General features: G+C 66.8%; 18 protein-coding genes. 5 read left to right on the top strand and 13 right to left on the bottom strand.

Going from position 1 to position 17419, the window contains the following annotated elements; translation table 11 throughout:
- Window positions 1-45 precede the first annotated feature (45 nt).
- The 7 genes from KHN96_RS14495 to KHN96_RS14525 all read right to left on the bottom strand — a co-directional run bounded on the left by KHN96_RS14495 (window position 46) and on the right by KHN96_RS14525 (window position 8485).
- Entirely contained in the window at window positions 46-1254 is a 1209-nt protein-coding gene (locus tag KHN96_RS14495; protein ID WP_045785303.1) for an ABC transporter substrate-binding protein, read from the bottom strand.
- Between the two features lie 74 nt (window positions 1255-1328).
- Entirely contained in the window at window positions 1329-2069 is a 741-nt protein-coding gene (locus tag KHN96_RS14500; protein WP_045785304.1) for an ABC transporter ATP-binding protein, read from the bottom strand.
- 102 nt (window positions 2070-2171) lie between these two features.
- Entirely contained in the window at window positions 2172-2942 is a 771-nt protein-coding gene (locus tag KHN96_RS14505) for an ABC transporter ATP-binding protein (RefSeq protein ID WP_045785305.1), read from the bottom strand.
- Window positions 2943-3179: 237 nt separating this feature from the next.
- A complete protein-coding gene (locus KHN96_RS14510; RefSeq protein ID WP_045785306.1) occupies window positions 3180-4814 on the bottom strand; it encodes a GMC family oxidoreductase in 1635 nt (544 codons plus the stop codon).
- A gap of 67 nt (window positions 4815-4881) precedes the next feature.
- Window positions 4882-5751 (bottom strand): alpha/beta hydrolase, encoded by an 870-nt coding sequence (locus KHN96_RS14515; protein WP_062737683.1) that lies wholly within the window; start codon window positions 5749-5751, stop codon window positions 4882-4884.
- Between the two features lie 65 nt (window positions 5752-5816).
- The gene (gene cueR / locus KHN96_RS14520; RefSeq protein WP_062737682.1) at window positions 5817-6278 is read right to left on the bottom strand and encodes a Cu(I)-responsive transcriptional regulator; all 462 of its coding nucleotides are present in this window, start codon (window positions 6276-6278) and stop codon (window positions 5817-5819) included.
- Complete coding sequence (locus KHN96_RS14525) at window positions 6275-8485, bottom strand: heavy metal translocating P-type ATPase (protein ID WP_045785309.1); 2211 nt, start codon at window positions 8483-8485, stop codon at window positions 6275-6277. Before KHN96_RS14525 ends, cueR begins: the two co-directional genes overlap by 4 nt.
- 146 nt (window positions 8486-8631) lie before the next feature.
- Between KHN96_RS14525 and KHN96_RS14530 the strand changes: the two genes are divergently transcribed.
- Window positions 8632-8832 carry a heavy-metal-associated domain-containing protein gene (locus KHN96_RS14530; RefSeq protein WP_045785310.1) on the top strand — a complete coding sequence of 67 codons (201 nt, stop codon included), beginning with the start codon at window positions 8632-8634 and terminating at the stop codon, window positions 8830-8832.
- A 61-nt stretch (window positions 8833-8893) separates the two neighbouring features.
- On the opposite strand, the gene KHN96_RS14535 is transcribed toward KHN96_RS14530, so the two are convergent.
- The 4 genes from KHN96_RS14535 to KHN96_RS14550 form a co-directional block, all read right to left on the bottom strand.
- Window positions 8894-9622, bottom strand: a complete 729-nt coding sequence (locus tag KHN96_RS14535; RefSeq protein WP_062737680.1) for an OmpW/AlkL family protein — start codon at window positions 9620-9622, stop codon at window positions 8894-8896.
- A gap of 206 nt (window positions 9623-9828) precedes the next feature.
- Entirely contained in the window at window positions 9829-10830 is a 1002-nt protein-coding gene (locus KHN96_RS14540; RefSeq protein ID WP_062737679.1) for a delta(1)-pyrroline-2-carboxylate reductase family protein, read from the bottom strand.
- A 35-nt stretch (window positions 10831-10865) separates the two neighbouring features.
- Window positions 10866-11624, bottom strand: coding sequence for a lysoplasmalogenase (locus KHN96_RS14545; protein ID WP_062737705.1), 759 nt, complete (start codon window positions 11622-11624; stop codon window positions 10866-10868).
- 93 nt (window positions 11625-11717) lie between these two features.
- Window positions 11718-12194 (bottom strand): Lrp/AsnC family transcriptional regulator, encoded by a 477-nt coding sequence (locus tag KHN96_RS14550; RefSeq protein WP_045785313.1) that lies wholly within the window; start codon window positions 12192-12194, stop codon window positions 11718-11720.
- 139 nt (window positions 12195-12333) lie between these two features.
- On the opposite strand from KHN96_RS14550, the gene phhA reads away from it, so the two are divergent.
- Complete coding sequence (gene phhA, locus KHN96_RS14555; protein WP_062737678.1) at window positions 12334-13278, top strand: phenylalanine 4-monooxygenase; 945 nt, start codon at window positions 12334-12336, stop codon at window positions 13276-13278.
- A 107-nt stretch (window positions 13279-13385) separates the two neighbouring features.
- Entirely contained in the window at window positions 13386-13691 is a 306-nt protein-coding gene (locus tag KHN96_RS14560; RefSeq protein WP_045785315.1) for a 4a-hydroxytetrahydrobiopterin dehydratase, read from the top strand.
- An 18-nt stretch (window positions 13692-13709) separates the two neighbouring features.
- Here the strand turns inward: KHN96_RS14560 and KHN96_RS14565 are convergent, their stop codons facing one another.
- The gene (locus tag KHN96_RS14565) at window positions 13710-13937 is read right to left on the bottom strand and encodes a DUF3717 domain-containing protein (protein ID WP_045785316.1); all 228 of its coding nucleotides are present in this window, start codon (window positions 13935-13937) and stop codon (window positions 13710-13712) included.
- A 64-nt stretch (window positions 13938-14001) separates the two neighbouring features.
- Here KHN96_RS14565 and KHN96_RS14570 point away from each other — a divergent pair, with 64 nt between their 5' ends.
- Together KHN96_RS14570 and KHN96_RS14575 are read left to right on the top strand one after the other, a co-directional pair.
- Window positions 14002-14712 (top strand): response regulator transcription factor, encoded by a 711-nt coding sequence (locus KHN96_RS14570; RefSeq protein WP_045785317.1) that lies wholly within the window; start codon window positions 14002-14004, stop codon window positions 14710-14712.
- Between the two features lie 9 nt (window positions 14713-14721).
- Window positions 14722-16374: a sensor histidine kinase gene (locus KHN96_RS14575; protein ID WP_062737677.1), complete on the top strand. Its 1653-nt coding sequence runs from the start codon at window positions 14722-14724 to the stop codon at window positions 16372-16374.
- 7 nt (window positions 16375-16381) lie between these two features.
- Here KHN96_RS14575 and KHN96_RS14580 read toward each other — a convergent pair whose 3' ends face one another.
- Window positions 16382-16924 carry an SET domain-containing protein gene (locus tag KHN96_RS14580; RefSeq protein WP_082062829.1) on the bottom strand — a complete coding sequence of 181 codons (543 nt, stop codon included), beginning with the start codon at window positions 16922-16924 and terminating at the stop codon, window positions 16382-16384.
- Window positions 16925-17419 lie beyond the last annotated feature (495 nt).

Raw genomic sequence — 17419 nt, forward strand, 5'->3', positions numbered from 1 at the left:
GGCACCGCCATCCGCGCGGACGGCGGCACCCGATTGCTTACGCGCTTACTTCTTCATCAGCGAGCACTTCGACTCGGCCGGCGTGGTGAAGGCCTGGTCGCCCGGGATGGTCGCCACCACCTTCAGGTAATCCCATGGCTTCTTCGATTCGGCCGGCGTCTTCACCTGCATCAGGTACATGTCGTGCACATAGCGGCCGTCGGCGCGGATCATGCCCTTGGCGTAGAAGTCGTCCAGCTTCGTCTTCTTCAGCTGCGCGATGACCTTGTCCGGATCGTCCGTGCCGGCCGCGGCCACCGCCTTGATGTAGTTCGACACCGCCGAGTAATCCGCCGCCTGCAGGCTGCTCGGCATCTTCTTCATCTTCATGAAGTAGCGGTTGGCGAACTTGCGCGTGGCGTCGTTGGTGTCCCAGTACCAGCTGTCGGTCATCAACAGGCCTTCGGCCGTCTGCAGACCGAGGCTATGCACGTCGTTGATGAACATCAGCAGGCCGGCGATCTTCATCGACTTGGTGATGCCGAATTCCTTGGCGGCCTTGATCGAGTTGATCGTGTCGCCGCCGGCGTTGGCCAGGCCCAGGATCTGCGCCTTGGACGACTGCGCCTGCAGCAGGTACGACGAGAAGTCCGACGCCGACAGCGGGTGTTTGACTGAGCCCACCACCGTGCCGCCGTTGGCCTTGACCACGGCAGCGGTGTCGTTCTCCAGCGAGTGGCCGAAGGCGTAATCGGCGGTCAGGAAGAACCACGACTTACCACCCTGCTTGACCACCGCGCTGCCGGTGCCCTTGGCCAGGGCCACCGTGTCATACGCATAGTGAATCGTGTACGGCGTGCATTCCTCGTTGGTCAGGCGGGCCGTGCCGGCGCCGATGCCGATGAACACCTTCTTCTTCTCGGCCGCCACCTTGCTCATCGCCAGCGACGTGGCGGAGTTGGTGCCACCCAGCAGCATGTCGATACCCTGCTGGTCCATCCACTCGCGCGCCTTGGACGCCGCGATGTCAGCCTTGTTCTGGTGATCGGCCGTCACCAGTTCGATCGGCTTGCCGAGCACCTTGCCGCCCGCATCCTCGATCGCCATCTTGACCGCCTCGACACCGCCCTGCCCGTCGATGTCGGCATACAGGCCCGAGAGATCGGTGATGTAGCCGATCTTCACCTTGTCGCCGCTCACCTGCGCATGCGCGCCGAATGCAGCCGCGCCCAGCCCTACCGCCATCAATGCACCAGCCAGCTTCTTGAGTGTCATGGTCTTGTCTCCTGTGTCGTGCGCGCCGCGGATCACGCTGGCGCATGGTCTTGCAAGTCGATCGGGAAAACGTCTTACACGCCGAGCAGTTCGTGCAGCACCGGCATCTTGTCCTGCAGTTGCGCCGCCTCGAAACGCTCGACGATGCGGCCGTGTTCCATCACATAAAAGCGATCTGCCAGCGGCGCGGCAAAGCGGAAGTTCTGCTCCACCATCACCACCGTGTAGCCGCGCTTCTTGAGCATCAGGATCATGCGGGCCAGCGCCTGCACGATCACCGGCGCAAGGCCCTCGGAAATCTCGTCGAGCAGCAGCAGGTTCGCGCCCGTGCGCAGGATGCGCCCGACCGCCAGCATCTGCTGCTCGCCGCCCGACAGGCGCGTGCCCTGGCTCTGGCGGCGCTCCTTCAGGTTGGGAAACATCTCGTAGATCTCGTCGATGCTCATGCCGGCATTGCCGGACCTGGCCACCTGCCCCTTCAGCACCGGCGGCAGCATCAGGTTCTCTTCGCACGAGAGGCTGGAGAAGATGCCCCGTTCCTCGGGGCAGTAGCCGATGCCGCAGTGGGCGATCTTGTGCGTCGGCAGGTCGATCGTTTCCACGCCCTGGCCGCTTGCGTCGTGCACGACGATGGAGCCCTTGCGCGTGCCCACCAGGCCCATGATGGCGCGCAGCGTGGTGGTGCGGCCCGCGCCGTTGCGGCCGAGCAGCGTGACCACCTCGCCGCGGTTCACGGTCAGGTCGACACCATGCAGGATGTGCGATTCGCCGTACCAGGCGTGCAGGTCCTTGATCTGGAGCGCGGGCGTGCTCATGCAGTGTTCTCGTGTGTTCGGGTCTAGCGTTCGGTGATGCAGCCAGCCGCTGCATCGGTGACCGGCCTGCGCCGGCCGACTGCTTCCATGGCCTTGACGGGCTCAGTGGCCTTCCAGCGCCGCATCGGCGGTGCCCATGTAGGCCTCCATCACCTGCGGGTTCTTCGAGACGTCTTCATACGGGCCCTCGGCCAGGATCTGGCCGCGCTGCAGCACCGTGATCTTGTCGGCGATGGACGACACCACGTTCATGTTGTGTTCGACCATCAGGATCGTGCGGCCCGCGGCCACGCGCTTGATCAGCTCCGTCACGCGGTCCACGTCTTCGTGGCCCATGCCCTGCGTGGGCTCGTCGAGCAGCATCAGCTCGGGCTCCATCGCCAGCGTGGTGGCAATCTCCAGCGCGCGCTTGCGGCCGTAGGGCAGCTCCACCGTCACGGTGTGCGCGAACTGCGTCAGGCCCACCTGATCGAGCAGCTCCATCGCGCGTTCATTCAGGACATTGAGCGACTGCTCGCTGCGCCAGAACGCGTACGCCGTGCCCAGCTGGCGCTGCAGGCCGACGCGAACGTTTTCCAGCACGCTCAGATGCGGAAACACGGCGGAAATCTGGAACGAGCGGATCACGCCCCGGCGTGCAATCTGCGCCGGCTTCTCCGAGGTGATGTCGACGCCGTTGAACAGGATCGTGCCCCGCGTGGGCACCAGAAACTTGGTCAGCAGGTTGAAGCACGTCGTCTTGCCTGCCCCGTTGGGGCCGATGAGGGCGTGGATCGACCCGCGCTGCACGCGCAGGTTGACGTCGGACACGGCGGTAAAGCCCTTGAAGGCCTTGGTCAGCCCGCGCGTTTCGAGAATGATGTCCTGCGCCATGATTCCCTCTTGTCTCCCGCCTCTTTTTTTGGTGCGGATGATTGTCAACGGCTGTTGCGTTGCAAAACATCGGGGTTTGTACCGAGGCGGATTGCACATCGCTTACAGCCCAAAACCCGCACCGGCATTGGGTTTGCAGCTCGCTGATGGGGCTTACGTAGAGTTACGTATCGGAGCAATACCGATTGCCCTATTCATGGGACATGGGCGGTGTGTCACGCCCATGTCGGCCGCCCCTCAAACCGCGACCGCCTCGCCGCGCGCACGCGCCTTGCGCGCCGCCCGGATCATCTCGCTGGCCTTCTCCGCGATCATGATCGTCGGCGAGTTGGTGTTGCCGGAGGTGATGGTCGGCATGATGGACGCATCCACCACGCGCAGCCCTTCGATACCGCGCACGCGCAGCTGGGCATCGACCACCGCGTTCACGTCGTCGGCGCGCCCCATGCGGCACGTGCCGACCGGGTGGAAGATGGTCGTGCCGATCTCGCCGGCGGCGCGGGCGAGTTGTTCGTCGGTCTGGAAGGCGGCGCCGGGCAGGTACTCTTCGGGCCGGTATTGCGCCAGGGCGGGCTGGGCGACGATGCGGCGCGTGAGCCGCAAGGAATCGGCCGCGACCTTGCGGTCTTCGTCGGTCGACAGGTAGTTCGGCGCGATCGTCGGCGCGGCAAACGGGTCGGCCGAGGTGATGTGCACCGTGCCGCGCGAGGTCGGGCGCAGGTTGCACACGCTGGCGGTAAACGCGTTGAACGCGTGCAGCGGGTCGCCGAACTTGTCGAGCGAGAGCGGCTGCACGTGGTACTCCACATCGGGCCGCGACACCTGCGGATTCGAGCGCGCGAACACGCCCAACTGCGACGGCGCCATGCTCATCGGCCCGCTCTGGTTGAAGGCGTACTGCATGCCGATCATCGCCTTGCCCCACCAGTTCGAGGCCCGCGTGTTCAGCGTCGGCACGCCGTGCACCTTGACCACGCTGCGCAACTGCAGATGGTCCTGCAGGTTCTCGCCCACGCCCGGCAGCGCCTGCCGCACCGGAATGCCCAGCGCCTGCAGCCGCTCCGGCTGGCCGATCCCCGCCAGCTCGAGCAGTTGCGGCGAGTTGATCGCCCCCGCCGAGAGGATCACCTCCTCGCGCGCCGCGACCGAGTAATCGACCCCGGCCCCGCGATACGTCACGCCCGTGCAGCGCTTGCCGCTGAAGGTCAGCGCACGCACCTGCGCGCCCGTCATGATGGTCAGGTTCGGCCTCTGCGATGCGGGGCGCAGGAAGCCCTTGGCCGTGTTCCAGCGGATGCCCCGCTTCTGGTTGACCTCGAAGTATCCGACGCCGAAGTTGTCGCCGCGGTTGAAGTCGCTGGTGCGCGGAATGCCGGCCTGCACGGCGGCTTCGATGAAGGTTTCAAGAATCTGCCAGTGCAGGCGCTGCGGCTCGACCCGCCATTCGCCGTCGGCGCCGTGCCACGCGTTGGCCCCGCCGTGGTGGTTCTCGCTCGCCTTGAACAGCGGCAGCACCGCATCCCACTTCCAGGAGGCATCGCCCGTGATGTCGGCCCAGCCGTCGTAGTCTTCGCGCTGGCCGCGCATGTAGATCATGCCGTTGATCGACGAGCAGCCGCCGAGCACCCGGCCGCGCGGGTAGCCGAGCGAGCGGCCGTTCAGGCCGGGCTCTTCGCGAGTGCGGTAGAGCCAGTCCGTGCGCGGGTTGCCGATGCAATACAGATAGCCGACGGGGATGTGGATCCAGTGGTAGTCGTCCTTGCCGCCTGCCTCCAGCAGGAGCACGGACACGTCGGGATCGCGTGTGAGGCGGTTGGCCAGGACGCAGCCTGCGGAGCCTGCGCCGATGATGATGTAGTCGTACGTTTCCATGTCTCCGTGCTTCTTTTCCTTGGTGTTATTGGTTTTTATTCTTGTGGTGCGACCAATTCACTACAAATCAAATCCGCGAAGCCAGCCACTCCGTCATCTTTCCAAACACCTGACTGCGCAGCGGCTCGGCTTCGTTGAAGATCTCGTGATACCCGTTGTCGAACCACGCCAAGGTCCGCAAGTCTTCCGGCGCATTCGCATAGAAATCGCGACTGCCGGACGGATCGACAATCGAATCGGCGCCGCCTGCCATCAGCAGCATCGGCGCTTCGAGGCGCGGGGCGTCCTGTTGCGTCTGGGTGATGGCATTGAGCATGAACTCCAGCACGGAAGCACTGATCGTGCCCTGCACGAGCGGGTCAGCGCGATAGGCGGCTGCCACGCTCGGATCATGGGAAAGCTTGGCCGGATCAACGGGGTTGGGCACCGGCAGCCGCGGCGCGATGGCGGAGAGGATCCCCCGCACGATGCCCGTTCCTGGCGGCAATTTCACGCGCAGCGCGGGCGATGACAGCAGCACGCCGCGCACGGGCCGGACGCGCGCAGTGGTGAAGCGCGCGACGATCAGCCCGCCCATGCTGTGCCCAAGCACGAACGGCATCTCGTGCCATTCGGCGACGGCGGCGTCGACGATTTCCGCCAGGTCGGTCAGGTAGTTGTCCGGCGCGTCGAGCGCCATGCGCGGGCCGCCGCTGCGGCCGTGGCCGCGCAGGTCGAAAGCTCGCACGCGCAGGCCCAGGTCGGTCAGCACCTTGGCCACATGGACGTAGCGCCCACTGTGTTCGGCCATGCCGTGCACGAGGATGACGGTGCCGCGCGGTTCGCCCGCCTGGGTGTCGGGCGACCACGTGCGGACCAGCAGTTCAGTGCCGTCCTTCATGCGCTGGCGGGCCTCCTGCGCCTGATCGGGTGCGGCCTGAGCGGGGGCTTGCGTCATCGGCGTCTCCTCCTTTGGTTGCCAGATTGTGGCATAGACGCCGCGCGCTGCAACGGGCCGAACCGTCAGTGGCAGCAGCCGCCCTGGCCGCCGGTGTCTGCGCTCTCGCCGGCCACGCCCTGCAGGATGGGGCAATCGGGCCGGTCGTCGCCGTGGCACGCATTCGCCAGCGTCATGAGCGTATCGCGCATGCCTTGCAGCTCGCGGATGCGCGCTTCCAGGTCGGCCACATGGCGCAGCGTGATGGCCTTGACGTCGGCGCTGGCGCGCTCGCGGTCGTTCCAGAGCGAGAGCAGCGTGCGGATCTCTTCGAGCGAGAACCCCAGCGAGCGCGAACGATGGATGAACCGCAGCACATGCAGGGCGCGCGCGTCATACATCCGGTAGTTGCCCTCCGTGCGCGGGCTTGGCGGCAGCAGGCCGATGCTCTCGTAATAGCGGATCATCTTGGCCGATACGCCGCTGGCCTTGGCGGCCTCGCCGATGTTGACGGGGCCCTGGGTTGCATTGAGATCGGTGCGGGTCATGCGCGGTCTCCGGTGGATGGCCAGCGGCGCAGCATCAGCGCATTGGTGACGACGCTCACGCTCGAGAACGCCATGGCCGCCCCGGCAAATGTTGGGCTGAGCAGGCCGAACGCGGCCAGTGGAATGCCGACCACGTTGTAGACGAACGCCCAGAACAGGTTCTGGCGGATCTTGGCGACCGTGCGGCGCGAGAGGTCCAGCGCGTCGCTCACCAGACGCGGCTCGCCGCGCATGAGCGTGATGCCGGCGGCCTGCATCGCCACATCGGTGCCGGTGGCCATGGCGATGCCGACATCGGCCGCGGCCAGCGCGGGCGCATCGTTGATGCCGTCGCCGACCATCGCGACCACGTGGCCGGCCTTCTGCCATGCCGTGACACGCGCGGCCTTGTCTTGCGGCAACACCTGCGCGGCCACTTCGTCGATGCCGAGCGCGTGTGCCACGCTGCGTGCCGCGCCGGCGTTGTCGCCGGTCACGAGCGCGGTGCGCACGCCACGCGCCTGCAGCGCGGACACAGCCTCCTTCGCGCCGGGCTTGAGCGCATCGCCAAAGCCAATCAGGCCGCGCAACTGCAGGCCGCCTTCATCACGCTGCGCAAGCCACGAGACGGTGTTGCCTTGCGCCTCCAGCGCATCGGCGCGCGCTTGCAATGCGCGGCGATCGAGCCCCAGTTCATCCATCCACCGCGCGTTGCCGAGTTGCAGCGACGCGCCATTCACGATGCCGCGCGTGCCGCGTCCGGCCAGCACTTCGGGCGATTGCGCCGGCGTGATGGCGCGGCCTTGTTGCTCGGCGTATTCCCGCGTGGCGTGGGCCAGCGGATGCGTGTTTTCGGCCTGCAGCGCGGCGAGCTCGTCCAGCAGCGTCGCGGCATCGACGCCCGGCGCGGCTTCCACCGCCGTGACGCGCGGCCGGCCCACGGTAAGCGTGCCCGTCTTGTCGAAGACGACGAAATCGACCTGTTGCGCGCGTTCCAGCGCCTGCGCATCGGCAATGAGAATGCCGCGCCGCGCCCCCGCGCCGGTGCCGGCCATGATGGCGGACGGCGTGGCAAGGCCGAGCGCGCACGGGCAAGCGATCACCAGCACCGCCACGGCGTTGACGATGGCCGTCTCCCACCCCGCCCCAGCGATGAACCAACCGGCCAGCGTGAGCAACGCCGCCACCAGCACCGCTGGCACAAAGATCGCGCTCACACGATCGACCAGTTGCTGGATCGGCGGCTTCGCAGCCTGCGCGTCTTCTACGAGGCGGATGATGCGCGAAAGCATCGTGTCCGCGCCGATGGCCGTGGTGCGCACGAGCAGCACGCCGTCGGTGGCGATGGCACCGGCGGTCACGCGGTCGCCTTCGCGCTTGGGCACGGGCAGGCTTTCGCCGGTCAGCATGGATTCATCGACGTGGCTGTCGCCTTCCAGCACCACCGCATCCACGGGGATGCGCTCGCCGGCACGCACGGACACCACATCGCCCACTCGCACCTGGGCGACGGGGGTGTCGCGCAGCGTGCCGTCGGCAGTGCGCACGCGAGCGGTATCGGGGCGCAGCGCCTGCAGCGCGCGAATCGCCTGCGCCGTCTGCCGCTTGGCCCGCACCTCGAGCCACTTGCCCAGGCGCACCAGCGTGATGACGACGGCCCCGCTTTCAAAGTACAGATGCGGCAGGTGGTCTTCGCCCGCACGCCACCACAGCCACAGCGACAGGCCGTATGCAGCCGACGTCCCGAGCGCGACGAGCACATCCATGTTGCCCGCACCCGCGCGCACGGCCTTCCAGCCGGCCTTGTAAAAGCGCGCGCCGATCACGAACTGCACCGGCGTCGCCAGCAGCCACTGCCCCCAGGGGGGCAGCATCCACTCGCTGCCGAACCAGCCGGCGATCATCGGCAGCACCAGCGGCAGCGACAACGCAGCGGCAATCCACACGGGGCCGGCACCGTCCCAGAAATCCGGCTCGGCGGCGGCACGCGCTGCCGCTTCGTCGGATGCGACGCGCGCTTCATAGCCAGCAGCCGAAACGGCCGCCACAAGTGCATCGCTCGCCGCGGCGCCGTGCACGCGCGCGCGTTCGGTTGCGAGGTTGACGCTGGCCTCCGTCACGCCGGGCACGGCGCGCAAGGCGCGTTCGACACGGCCGGCACAGGCGGCGCAGGTCATCCCGCCGATTTCGAGATCGAGTGAAGCCGGATGGGCAAGGCTGGTGGTCATGGAAACGTGCTGTCGAAGGAAGATGGCATCAGCCTAGACCTTCCCATCTTGGCAAGGTCAAGCGGTCATTCTACGCTTGCGGTTCCCACGGTAGGAAGGTTCATACTCCGCTGCATGATTTCTTCCTTCCTTTCCAGGAGCGAACCATGACGACGTTTTCCGTTGAAGGTATGAGCTGCGGCCATTGCGTATCGGCCGTCACGCGTGCGGTACAGCAGGTGGATGCCGGCGCCAATGTGCAGGTCGATCTGTCCCGCCAGAGCGTGGCCGTCACGAGCGGCGCGAGCGTCGACGCGCTCAAGGCCGCCATCGAGCAGGCCGGCTACCCGGTCAAAGCCGTTGCCTGAGCAGCGCACAAAAAAAGGCGTGCCGCCATGGCACGCCTTCTTTGTTGAACGCGGCCGCCGCTCAGAAGCGGTAGCCCACGTTCAGGAAGGTCACGACCGGGTTGATCTTGATCTTGGCTTCGCTCTGGATATGCGTGCCGTTGATCAGCTTCGTATCGATCTTGGCCGTCGTCTTCAGCGGCAGGTACGACACCGACAGGCCCACGAACCAGTCCTTGGTGATGGCGTACGTGGCGCCCACGTTCAGCACCGGGTTCAGCGAGCTGTCGGTCGACACGCTGCTCGTGCTGCCCGGCGTGCCGCGGCCCAGCACCTGGTTCTGGAAGGCGCTGTTGGTGATCTTCTCGTCGGAGAACCACGTGTAGTTCAGGCCGGCACCGACGTACGGGCGGAACTTGCTGTCGGCGCCGAAGAAGTACCACTTGGCCAGCACGGCCGGGCTCCATTGCTTGGCCGAACCGATTTCGCCGTAGCGCGAGAAGGAACCCGTGCCTTCGATCTTGTGGCGCGGCGGGATGCCGCCCACCAGTTCCATGGCGAAGTTGTCGGTAAAGAAGTGCGTGAACGCGAGGCCAACGGTATCGGCGTCCTTGATCTTGGCGCCGGTGTTGGGCTGCGATTGGTTGACGGGAACGCCGCCCACGCTGTTGACGAACAGCGGGTCGCTCGAGCTGTTCGGCATCACGCGGAACCAGCCCAGGCTGACGATGTTGCTGCCGGCAGCCTGTGCGTGCGCGGCGGTGGCGAGGATCATCCCGGCGGCGGCCGCCAGTGCTTTTTTATAGGCCATCTGTATGTGCTCCAGTGTCAGACGCATCCGGGCAAACGTGCCGTACAGCGGCGTGTGCCGGTGCGTTCTCAGTCTCCTCCCAGGCGGAAGGGATGGTCATTATCCCGTTTGATTGCCGTGGCTAGAATGCTTTTTCTAGAGGTTTCCTGTTACAAGCGCGGGTCGAGACCTGCTGATGGCGGGCCTCCTCGGGCCGAACGCGCTTTTTAAACAGGCCTGGACTGCGACAGCGCGAGCACGCACGCCGCTAGATCCCACAAGGCGCTGCCGACGCTCTTGAACACCACGGGCGACACCGGCGCGGCCTGCGCGAGCGTGTCGGGCGTCACGTCGACGCACTGTTGTAACGGACGTACACGCGACCACGGCACACCTGCCTGCAGCAGGTCGCCCGCCTCGACTTCCAGGTCGACAAGCGTGTCGGCGTACAGCCGGTCGACCGCGGCGGCATGCACGCACAGCCGCGGCGGCAGTTCGGCCATGTCGGGCCGGAACGCACCGACTGCCGCGATGAAGTGTTGCGGCCGCCACGTCCGGCCGTGCCCGTCGCCGGGCTCCGCCCAGTCCGGCAGCACGGGTTGCGACGACGGCGTGGCCGTGACCACGAGCGACACATGCGGCAACACGGCGCGCGCGGCCTGCGCCACCCCGGCCGCATCCCCGCCGGCCAGCGCGGTGGCGTCCATCCCGAGGGCACGTGCATGCGCGGCCAAGCCCTCGGCGCTGGCGGCATTGCGGGCAATGATGGTCACGCGCCGCGTGCCAAGGCCCAGGTGGAAGGCTTCCAGATGTGCACGCGCCTGGGCCCCGGCGCCTACCAGCAGCAGGTCGCCCGCTGGCTCCGGGGCCAGCAGGCGCGCGGCCAGCAGCGAGACCGCTGCCGTGCGGTGCGCCGTGACGGTCGGCCCATCGAGCAGCAGGCGCCGCACGCCGGTCTGCGCGTCCATGACGACGACCTCACCGTGGATGGCCGGCAAACCGCGCGACGGGTTATGCGGGTGCACCGTGATCATCTTGGTGATGGCCATGTCGGCATTGGACGCGGGCATCAGCAACAAGCTGCCGGGCCCGGGCAAGGGCATCACCAGTCGGGCGGGCGCCTGGGCCCGGCCGGCGCGCGCGTCGCGCAATACCTGGGCGATGGCGTCGGCAAGCGCGGCGTACGGCAGGCACGCTGCCGTCGCGCTGGCGTCGAGGGTCTGCAGCATCGGGGCTCCCACAGCGAAGGACACGGCGATCGAGCTTATGCCCGGCGCGCGGGCGGTGTGCGGCGCGTGAGCAGGCCGCCGCTGATCAGCAGCTGCGCGGCGGCATAGCTCCACCAGATCGCCAGCTCATGGTCCGTAAAGGGAAACACGAACACGCTGATCCCGATCATGGCGTCGGAGGCGGCAAAGGCGATGGCGCCCCAGGCGGTCAGCGGCCCGGGCAGGCGCGCCAGCAGCGCGGCACACACCATTGACGAGAGCACGACCATGTAAACGATGACGGGGCCTTTCAAACCGCCCAGGCCCGGCCAGTACCACAGCAGCATGCCGATGGCCACGCCGATCATCGCGCCCACCGCCAGCAGGCGCACCGGCGACGACGCGCCTCGCAACTGCCACAGCACGCGCAGATAGCACAGATGGGCGACGAGGAAGCAGCCGAGGCCGGCAATGAACGACGGCTTCCAGTCCGGCAATGCCAGGCACAGGTCGCCCAGCGCCGAAAACAGCATCGCGCCGACGAGCCAGCGGCGCTCGCGCGGAATCTCATGCAGCGACGCCGCACGCGCCAGCAGCATCGCCATGAGCATCTTCCACAGCGGCTGCGCGACGATGCGGCCGATCAGCGGCGTACCCGGCGGCACGTCGACGGCCACCATGGTCAACATGCCGCCATAGGTGACCCCCGCCACGGCGGCCGCCACCCACCACGCACGAACGCGTGCCGGCATGCCGTAGCCGCCCGCACGACGTGCCGGCAGATGCGCCGGATGAGTGGTGTGTCCTTCAACCATCATGGTCTCCCGCCCGGGAAAGGCGATTCATTGAAACTGGGTGTGATCGGCTTGCAGCGTGACACGCCGCGCACCCTGGCGCAAGGCGCACGGTCACCCACCGAGGTGGGATAGCGGCAGCGCGCCGTCCCGCTTCAAAGCTGTCAGTACGATATTGGAACGCACATTGTCCACGCCCGGCACCCGCATCAGCTTGCGCATGACGAACTCCGATAGCGCCGGCAGGTCGGGCACCACCACGCGCAGCATGTAGTCGGCATCGCCGGCCACGGAATAGCACTCCTGCACCGCGTCGAGCAGCATGATCTCTTCACGGAAACGCTCGACGATCGCGTCGCCATGATGCGCGAGCTTGATGCTGGCGAACACCGTCACGCCGAGCCCCAGGCCGGTCGGCGACAGCACCACCCGGTAGCCTTCGATCACGCCTTCGGACTCCAGCCGCGCCAGACGCCGCCCCACCTGGCTGGCCGAGAGGTGCACCTGCTCCGAAAGCTGCTGATGCGTCGCACGGCCATCGCGCTGCAGCGCCGCCAGCAGGGCTAGATCGAAGGTATCGAGCGAAATCATGCATATCTCCTGCGTAGATGCACGCCATTCTGCACGATTTCCGCATGCCGCGGCTCAGAGGCGCCCGTTTTGCGGACAATCCGCAGGGCCGCACCCCTACACTGGCCGGACTTGAATAACACGAGAGCGAGACACCCGAATGGCCCCCGCCACCACCGCCCCCGACTCGACCCAGACCGCGGCCCCCGCCGGCTTCAACGGCACCCTGACCGACAAGCTGCGCGAACAGTTTGCGCAAGGCCTCGACGGCCAGACGCTGCGCGCCGACTTCACGATCGATCAGCCGGTACACCGCTACACCGCCGCCGACCATGCGACATGGCGCACGCTGTACGACCGCCAGGAGGCGCTGCTGCCGGGCCGCGTGTGCGATGAATTCCTGCAGGGCCTGTCGACGCTGGGCATGAGCCGCGACCGCGTGCCGTCGTTCGACGAACTCAACGAAACGCTCCTGCGCGCGACCGGCTGGCAGATCGTCGCGGTGCCGGGCCTGGTGCCGGACGAAGTCTTTTTCGATCACCTCGCCAACCGGCGCTTCCCGGCCAGCTGGTGGATGCGCCGGCCCGACCAGCTCGATTACCTGCAAGAGCCCGACTGCTTCCACGACATCTTTGGCCACGTGCCGCTGCTGATCAACCCGATCTTCGCCGACTACATGGAGGCCTACGGCAAGGGCGGCCTGAAGGCGGCGCGCCTCGGCCAGCTCGACATGCTGGCGCGCCTGTACTGGTACACGGTGGAATTCGGGCTGATCCGCACGCCGGCCGGCCTGCGCATCTACGGTGCGGGCATCGTGTCGAGCAAGAGCGAATCGGTGTATGCGCTCGATTCAGCCAGCCCGAACCGCATCGGCTTCGACGTGCGCCGCATCATGCGCACGCGCTATCGCATCGACACGTTCCAGAAGACGTACTTCGTGATCGACAGTTTCGAGCAGCTGTTTGACGCCACGCGCCCCGATTTCACGCCGCTGTATGAAGAACTCGCCGCGCTGCCGACTTTCGGCGCCGGCGATGTGGTCGACGGCGATCTCGTGCTGAACGTAGGCAACCGTGAAGGCTGGGCCGATACGGCAGACATTTAGAGCGCGTGGTGCCCGGAAGCTGGACTTCGCATGCATGCTTCAGGGCACAACCCGTTCTGGGCGCTGACTATACTGCGCGCATTCTCGACCGATTTCCGTGACCCATCATGATGCCCACGCTCAACGACGACCAACGCAAGGCCCTGTTTGCCGAGCTGCCCGGATGGCAGCTGCAGAAGGACCGCGACGCCATCCAGAAAACCTTCACCTTTGCCGACTTCAACGCCGCGTTCGGCTTCATGACGCGCGTGGCGATCAAGGCCGAGCAGATGAATCACCACCCGGAGTGGTTCAACGTGTGGAATCGCGTCGACATCACCCTGTCGACGCACGACGCAAACGGCCTAACGCACCGTGACGCCGATCTCGCCCGCTTCATCGAGCAGGCCGCCAGGACGACCGGCGCGAAGTAACGCCGCTGCTGCTGGCGCTCAGCCCTGCGTGGCCGCGCGCCACGCTTCATACGCCGCCCGCGCCTTGTCGCCCAATTGCTCCGGGGCGATGCGGGTGGCGCCTTGTACAATCATCAGCGCATACGGCTTGGCCAACGCCGACGCCTCGGCACACAGCCGCAGTTCCTCGCCCTGGGCGGGCGAACGGGCACGCCAGTAATTGATGGCGGCCTCCAGGTCGGTGATGGTGAGCAGGGCTTCGGTCATCCGCGCATTGTAGCGCTGCCAAACCGCACCGATTCCTTTTCCGCCGCGCTTTGCGGACCGCCCCATGCGCATCCTGCTGATTGAAGACGACCGCGCCATTGCCAGCGGCATCCATGCCGGACTGACGCAGGCCGGACACCGCGTGCATGCCGTGCATGACGGTGTCTTCGCCGCCGAGCAGCTGGCCCGGCAGACGCACGACCTGGTGATCCTGGATCTCGGCTTGCCGGGCATCGACGGCATGACGCTGTTGTCGCAGTTCCGCGCGCGCGACCGCGCCACGCCGGTGCTGATCCTCACCGCCCGCGACGGCCTTTCCGATAAGGTCAACGGCCTGAATGCCGGCGCCGACGATTACCTCCTCAAGCCCTTCGAAATGCCCGAGCTCGTGGCGCGTGTCGGTGCGCTGCTGCGCCGCCGCGGCGATCCTTCCGAGCCCGCGGCGCGGCCGGACATCCTGGTCGGGCGACTGCGCCTGAGCGGCGTGGAGCGGCGCATCTTTGTCGATGCCGCGCCGCTGGAGCTGTCGCCGCGAGAGTTTGCCGTGCTGGAACTGCTGATGCTGCGTCAGGGCCGCGTGGTCAGCAAGGTGCAGCTGCAGGAGCATCTGGCCAGCTTTGGTCACGCCATCGGCGAGGCGAGCCACGATGTAGTGGGCGATACGGCCATCGAAGTCTATGTGCATCGCGTGCGCCGCAAGATCGAACACTCCGAAGCCGAGATCGTCACCGTGCGCGGTTTTGGCTATCTGCTGCAGGCACGCGCTCCGGCGTAGCGCCGCATCATGTTCAAACGCCACCGGCCTGCCGCGCCTGCGCCCGCCCACGGCGCACTCAGCCTCCGGCTGCATCTGCTGCGGGCGCTGGCGACGCCGCTGTTCGGCCTCGTGGTCGGCACGGGTGCGCTCTCGTACTGGCTGGCGGCGCATTACACCGCGCAGGTATTCGATCGGGCGCTGGTGGGCGTGGCCAATACGCTGGCCGAGCAAATGCGCCTGGCCGGGCCGCACGTGCCGCCGGCCAGGCTGTACGACATCGCCCTTACCGCGCAGACGCTGGTGCAGAACAGCGGAGAAGACCGCATCTTCTGGCGCATTGCCGGCCCCGCCGGCACGCTGATCGGGCGCGACACGGCGCTCGGCTACGGCTCGGGACAGGTGCGCATTGGCGAGGCGCGCGTGTTCTACAGCTGGATCGACGGCAAGCAAGTGCGCGCCGTGCGCCTGCCCGTGCCGGGTGTGACCGCCGATGTGCCAAAGCCGGTTTCGCCGCGCCAGCCGGCGCCGCCCGATCCGGAAGACGACGTCACGCGGCCCGCGCTGGCGCCCACGCAGGCCCAGACGGCGCCCGCGTTCAATCCGTCCAAGCCGCCCGATGCGATGCAGCCCGACAACAGCATCGTCGTGGAAGTGGCCGAACTGCTGGACCACCGTGATGCGGCGGCCAAGGAAGTGCTGCTATCGGTATCGATTCCGCTGATCGTGCTGCTGGCCGTGGGCGGGCTGATCCTCTCGCTCGTGCTCAAGGAAGAACTGCAGCCGCTGCAGACGCTGGCCGATACGCTCAACCGGCAAAGCGCGCAGTCCGTCAGGCCCCTTCCCGCCGAATCGGCGGAGCGCGTGCCGGCCGAGCTGCAGCCGCTCATCAACGCCATGAATGCCTTGCTGGCGCGCCTGCGCGATGCACTCGAAGCGCAGCGCACCTTCATCGCCGATGCGGCCCATCAGTTGCGCACGCCGCTCACCGCGTTGAAGCTGCACGCCGATCACGCCGTGCAGGCCACGACGCTGGAAGACGCGCGCCCTGCCCTGCTCGAACTGCAATCGGGTGCCAACCGGGCCATCCGGCTGTCGAACCAGCTGCTGACGCTGGCACGGGCCGAGCCCGGCATGACGCTCGAGCAACTGGGGCCGCCGGTGCGCGTGGATCTCGTATCGCTTGCGTTCGATGCCGGTGCCGAGTGGGTGCCGCGCGCGCTTGCCCGCGGGCTCGACCTGGGCTTCGAGGCCTGGCCGGAGGAAGCCACGTTGCCAGGTTCATTGCAGGCCCCCGTGCTGGCCAACGCGGTGCTGCTGCGCGAAGCGATCAACAACCTCATCGACAACGCCATCAAGTACGTGCCGACCGGCGGGCGCATCACCTTGCGCGCGGGCATGGAAGCGGATGCCTCCTCGCACTGGTGGGGTGTGGTCAGCGTGGAAGACAACGGGCCGGGCATTCCGCCGGAGCGGCGCGGCGAGGTGTTCCAGCGCTTCTTCCGTGGCGACGCGGATCACCGCCCCGGGCAGCCACACGGCAGCGGCCTGGGCCTGGCCATCGTGCACGACATCGTGCGCCTGCACGGCGGCCATGTTGCCATTGAAGACGCCGCAGCCCGCGACGGCTCCCGCGTGATGCGCATCGTGTTGCGCGTGCCGCTGGCCGGCGAACCGGGCTAGGCGCGGCTCACTTCTTCTTTTTCTTCTTCTCGGGCGGCGCCAGCATCGTGCCGCGGCAGTTCTTGGCGCCGCAGCGGCAGGCGAACTGTTCCTTCAGCGCCTTGGTCTGGCGGCCTTCGATGACGAGGCCGTAGTCGTAGAACAGCTCCTCGCCGGGTTCGATGTCGCGCAGCGCATGAATGAACACGCGGCCGTCCTTCTCGCGCGCCTCGCAGTTCGGCTTGCACGCGTGGTTGATCCAGCGTGCGCGGTTGCCGCCGTACTTGGCGTCGATCACGCTGCCGTCTTCGAGGCTGAAGTAGAACGTGTGGTTCGGGTCGGACGGGTCATGCGGATGGCGGCGCAGCGCCTCTTTCCACGAGATGTGCTCGCCCTTGTATTCGATGATCTTCTTGCCCTTGGCGATGGGCGCCACGGCATAGACGCCGCGCCCGTGCACGCCCGATTGGCGCACCTCGATGCGGTCGCGGCGGCGCAGTTTGGCCGGGGCTTGCGGCGCGGACGGAGACTCAGCCGGAGCCGGCATGGCATCAGCAGACGTGCGTGTCATGGAGGTGCGGGGAAGAACGGAAACGTCGATCAACGAAGCCGAGAGCCTACACCAAAAGCATGGCAACCCGACACGTGCCGCCGCCCTGTCTCGCCGCTCGATGTGGATAACCGGGCCTGCGGCTGTGGATAACTACCGGCAAAGCCTGTTGGCTGTCTGTGGCTGCCCTGTCGATGGTGTGGGCACAAGTGACGCAGCTGCCGATGGAGCGTGGATGCAAACCAGCGATCCATCCACGCCGGGGCACACGCTGTACCAGCGGTTTTGCTTTCAACAAGTGCTTGAACCGGAAGCGATTTTCCGAGTTATCCACAGAAAGGGCGCGGCTTTATTTACTACTACTATCTGTATACATAAAGAAAAAGGTAAACCCATCGATCGACTTGCGTCGATCCTATCGACGAGCGAACACATCAGGCACAAGCCGATGCCTTCAACAGCCTGCCGATGTGATGGGACCGCCTCGCAATGCAAGCCCGATGCGGGTTTACGGAA

The sequence above is a fragment of the Ralstonia mannitolilytica genome, from assembly GCF_905397375.1.
GTDB lineage: Bacteria > Pseudomonadota > Gammaproteobacteria > Burkholderiales > Burkholderiaceae > Ralstonia > Ralstonia mannitolilytica.

Coding starts and splice junctions, on each gene's coding strand:
- KHN96_RS14495 (WP_045785303.1), bottom strand. CDS start 1,254: ATGACACTCAAGAAGCTGGCTGGTGCATTGATGGCGGTAGGGCTGGGC.
- KHN96_RS14500 (WP_045785304.1), bottom strand. CDS start 2,069: ATGAGCACGCCCGCGCTCCAGATCAAGGACCTGCACGCCTGGTACGGC.
- KHN96_RS14505 (WP_045785305.1), bottom strand. CDS start 2,942: ATGGCGCAGGACATCATTCTCGAAACGCGCGGGCTGACCAAGGCCTTC.
- KHN96_RS14510 (WP_045785306.1), bottom strand. CDS start 4,814: ATGGAAACGTACGACTACATCATCATCGGCGCAGGCTCCGCAGGCTGC.
- KHN96_RS14515 (WP_062737683.1), bottom strand. CDS start 5,751: ATGACGCAAGCCCCCGCTCAGGCCGCACCCGATCAGGCGCAGGAGGCC.
- cueR (WP_062737682.1), bottom strand. CDS start 6,278: ATGACCCGCACCGATCTCAATGCAACCCAGGGCCCCGTCAACATCGGC.
- KHN96_RS14525 (WP_045785309.1), bottom strand. CDS start 8,485: ATGACCACCAGCCTTGCCCATCCGGCTTCACTCGATCTCGAAATCGGC.
- KHN96_RS14530 (WP_045785310.1), top strand. CDS start 8,632: ATGACGACGTTTTCCGTTGAAGGTATGAGCTGCGGCCATTGCGTATCG.
- KHN96_RS14535 (WP_062737680.1), bottom strand. CDS start 9,622: ATGGCCTATAAAAAAGCACTGGCGGCCGCCGCCGGGATGATCCTCGCC.
- KHN96_RS14540 (WP_062737679.1), bottom strand. CDS start 10,830: ATGCTGCAGACCCTCGACGCCAGCGCGACGGCAGCGTGCCTGCCGTAC.
- KHN96_RS14545 (WP_062737705.1), bottom strand. CDS start 11,624: ATGGTTGAAGGACACACCACTCATCCGGCGCATCTGCCGGCACGTCGT.
- KHN96_RS14550 (WP_045785313.1), bottom strand. CDS start 12,194: ATGATTTCGCTCGATACCTTCGATCTAGCCCTGCTGGCGGCGCTGCAG.
- phhA (WP_062737678.1), top strand. CDS start 12,334: ATGGCCCCCGCCACCACCGCCCCCGACTCGACCCAGACCGCGGCCCCC.
- KHN96_RS14560 (WP_045785315.1), top strand. CDS start 13,386: ATGATGCCCACGCTCAACGACGACCAACGCAAGGCCCTGTTTGCCGAG.
- KHN96_RS14565 (WP_045785316.1), bottom strand. CDS start 13,937: ATGACCGAAGCCCTGCTCACCATCACCGACCTGGAGGCCGCCATCAAT.
- KHN96_RS14570 (WP_045785317.1), top strand. CDS start 14,002: ATGCGCATCCTGCTGATTGAAGACGACCGCGCCATTGCCAGCGGCATC.
- KHN96_RS14575 (WP_062737677.1), top strand. CDS start 14,722: ATGTTCAAACGCCACCGGCCTGCCGCGCCTGCGCCCGCCCACGGCGCA.
- KHN96_RS14580 (WP_082062829.1), bottom strand. CDS start 16,924: ATGACACGCACGTCTGCTGATGCCATGCCGGCTCCGGCTGAGTCTCCG.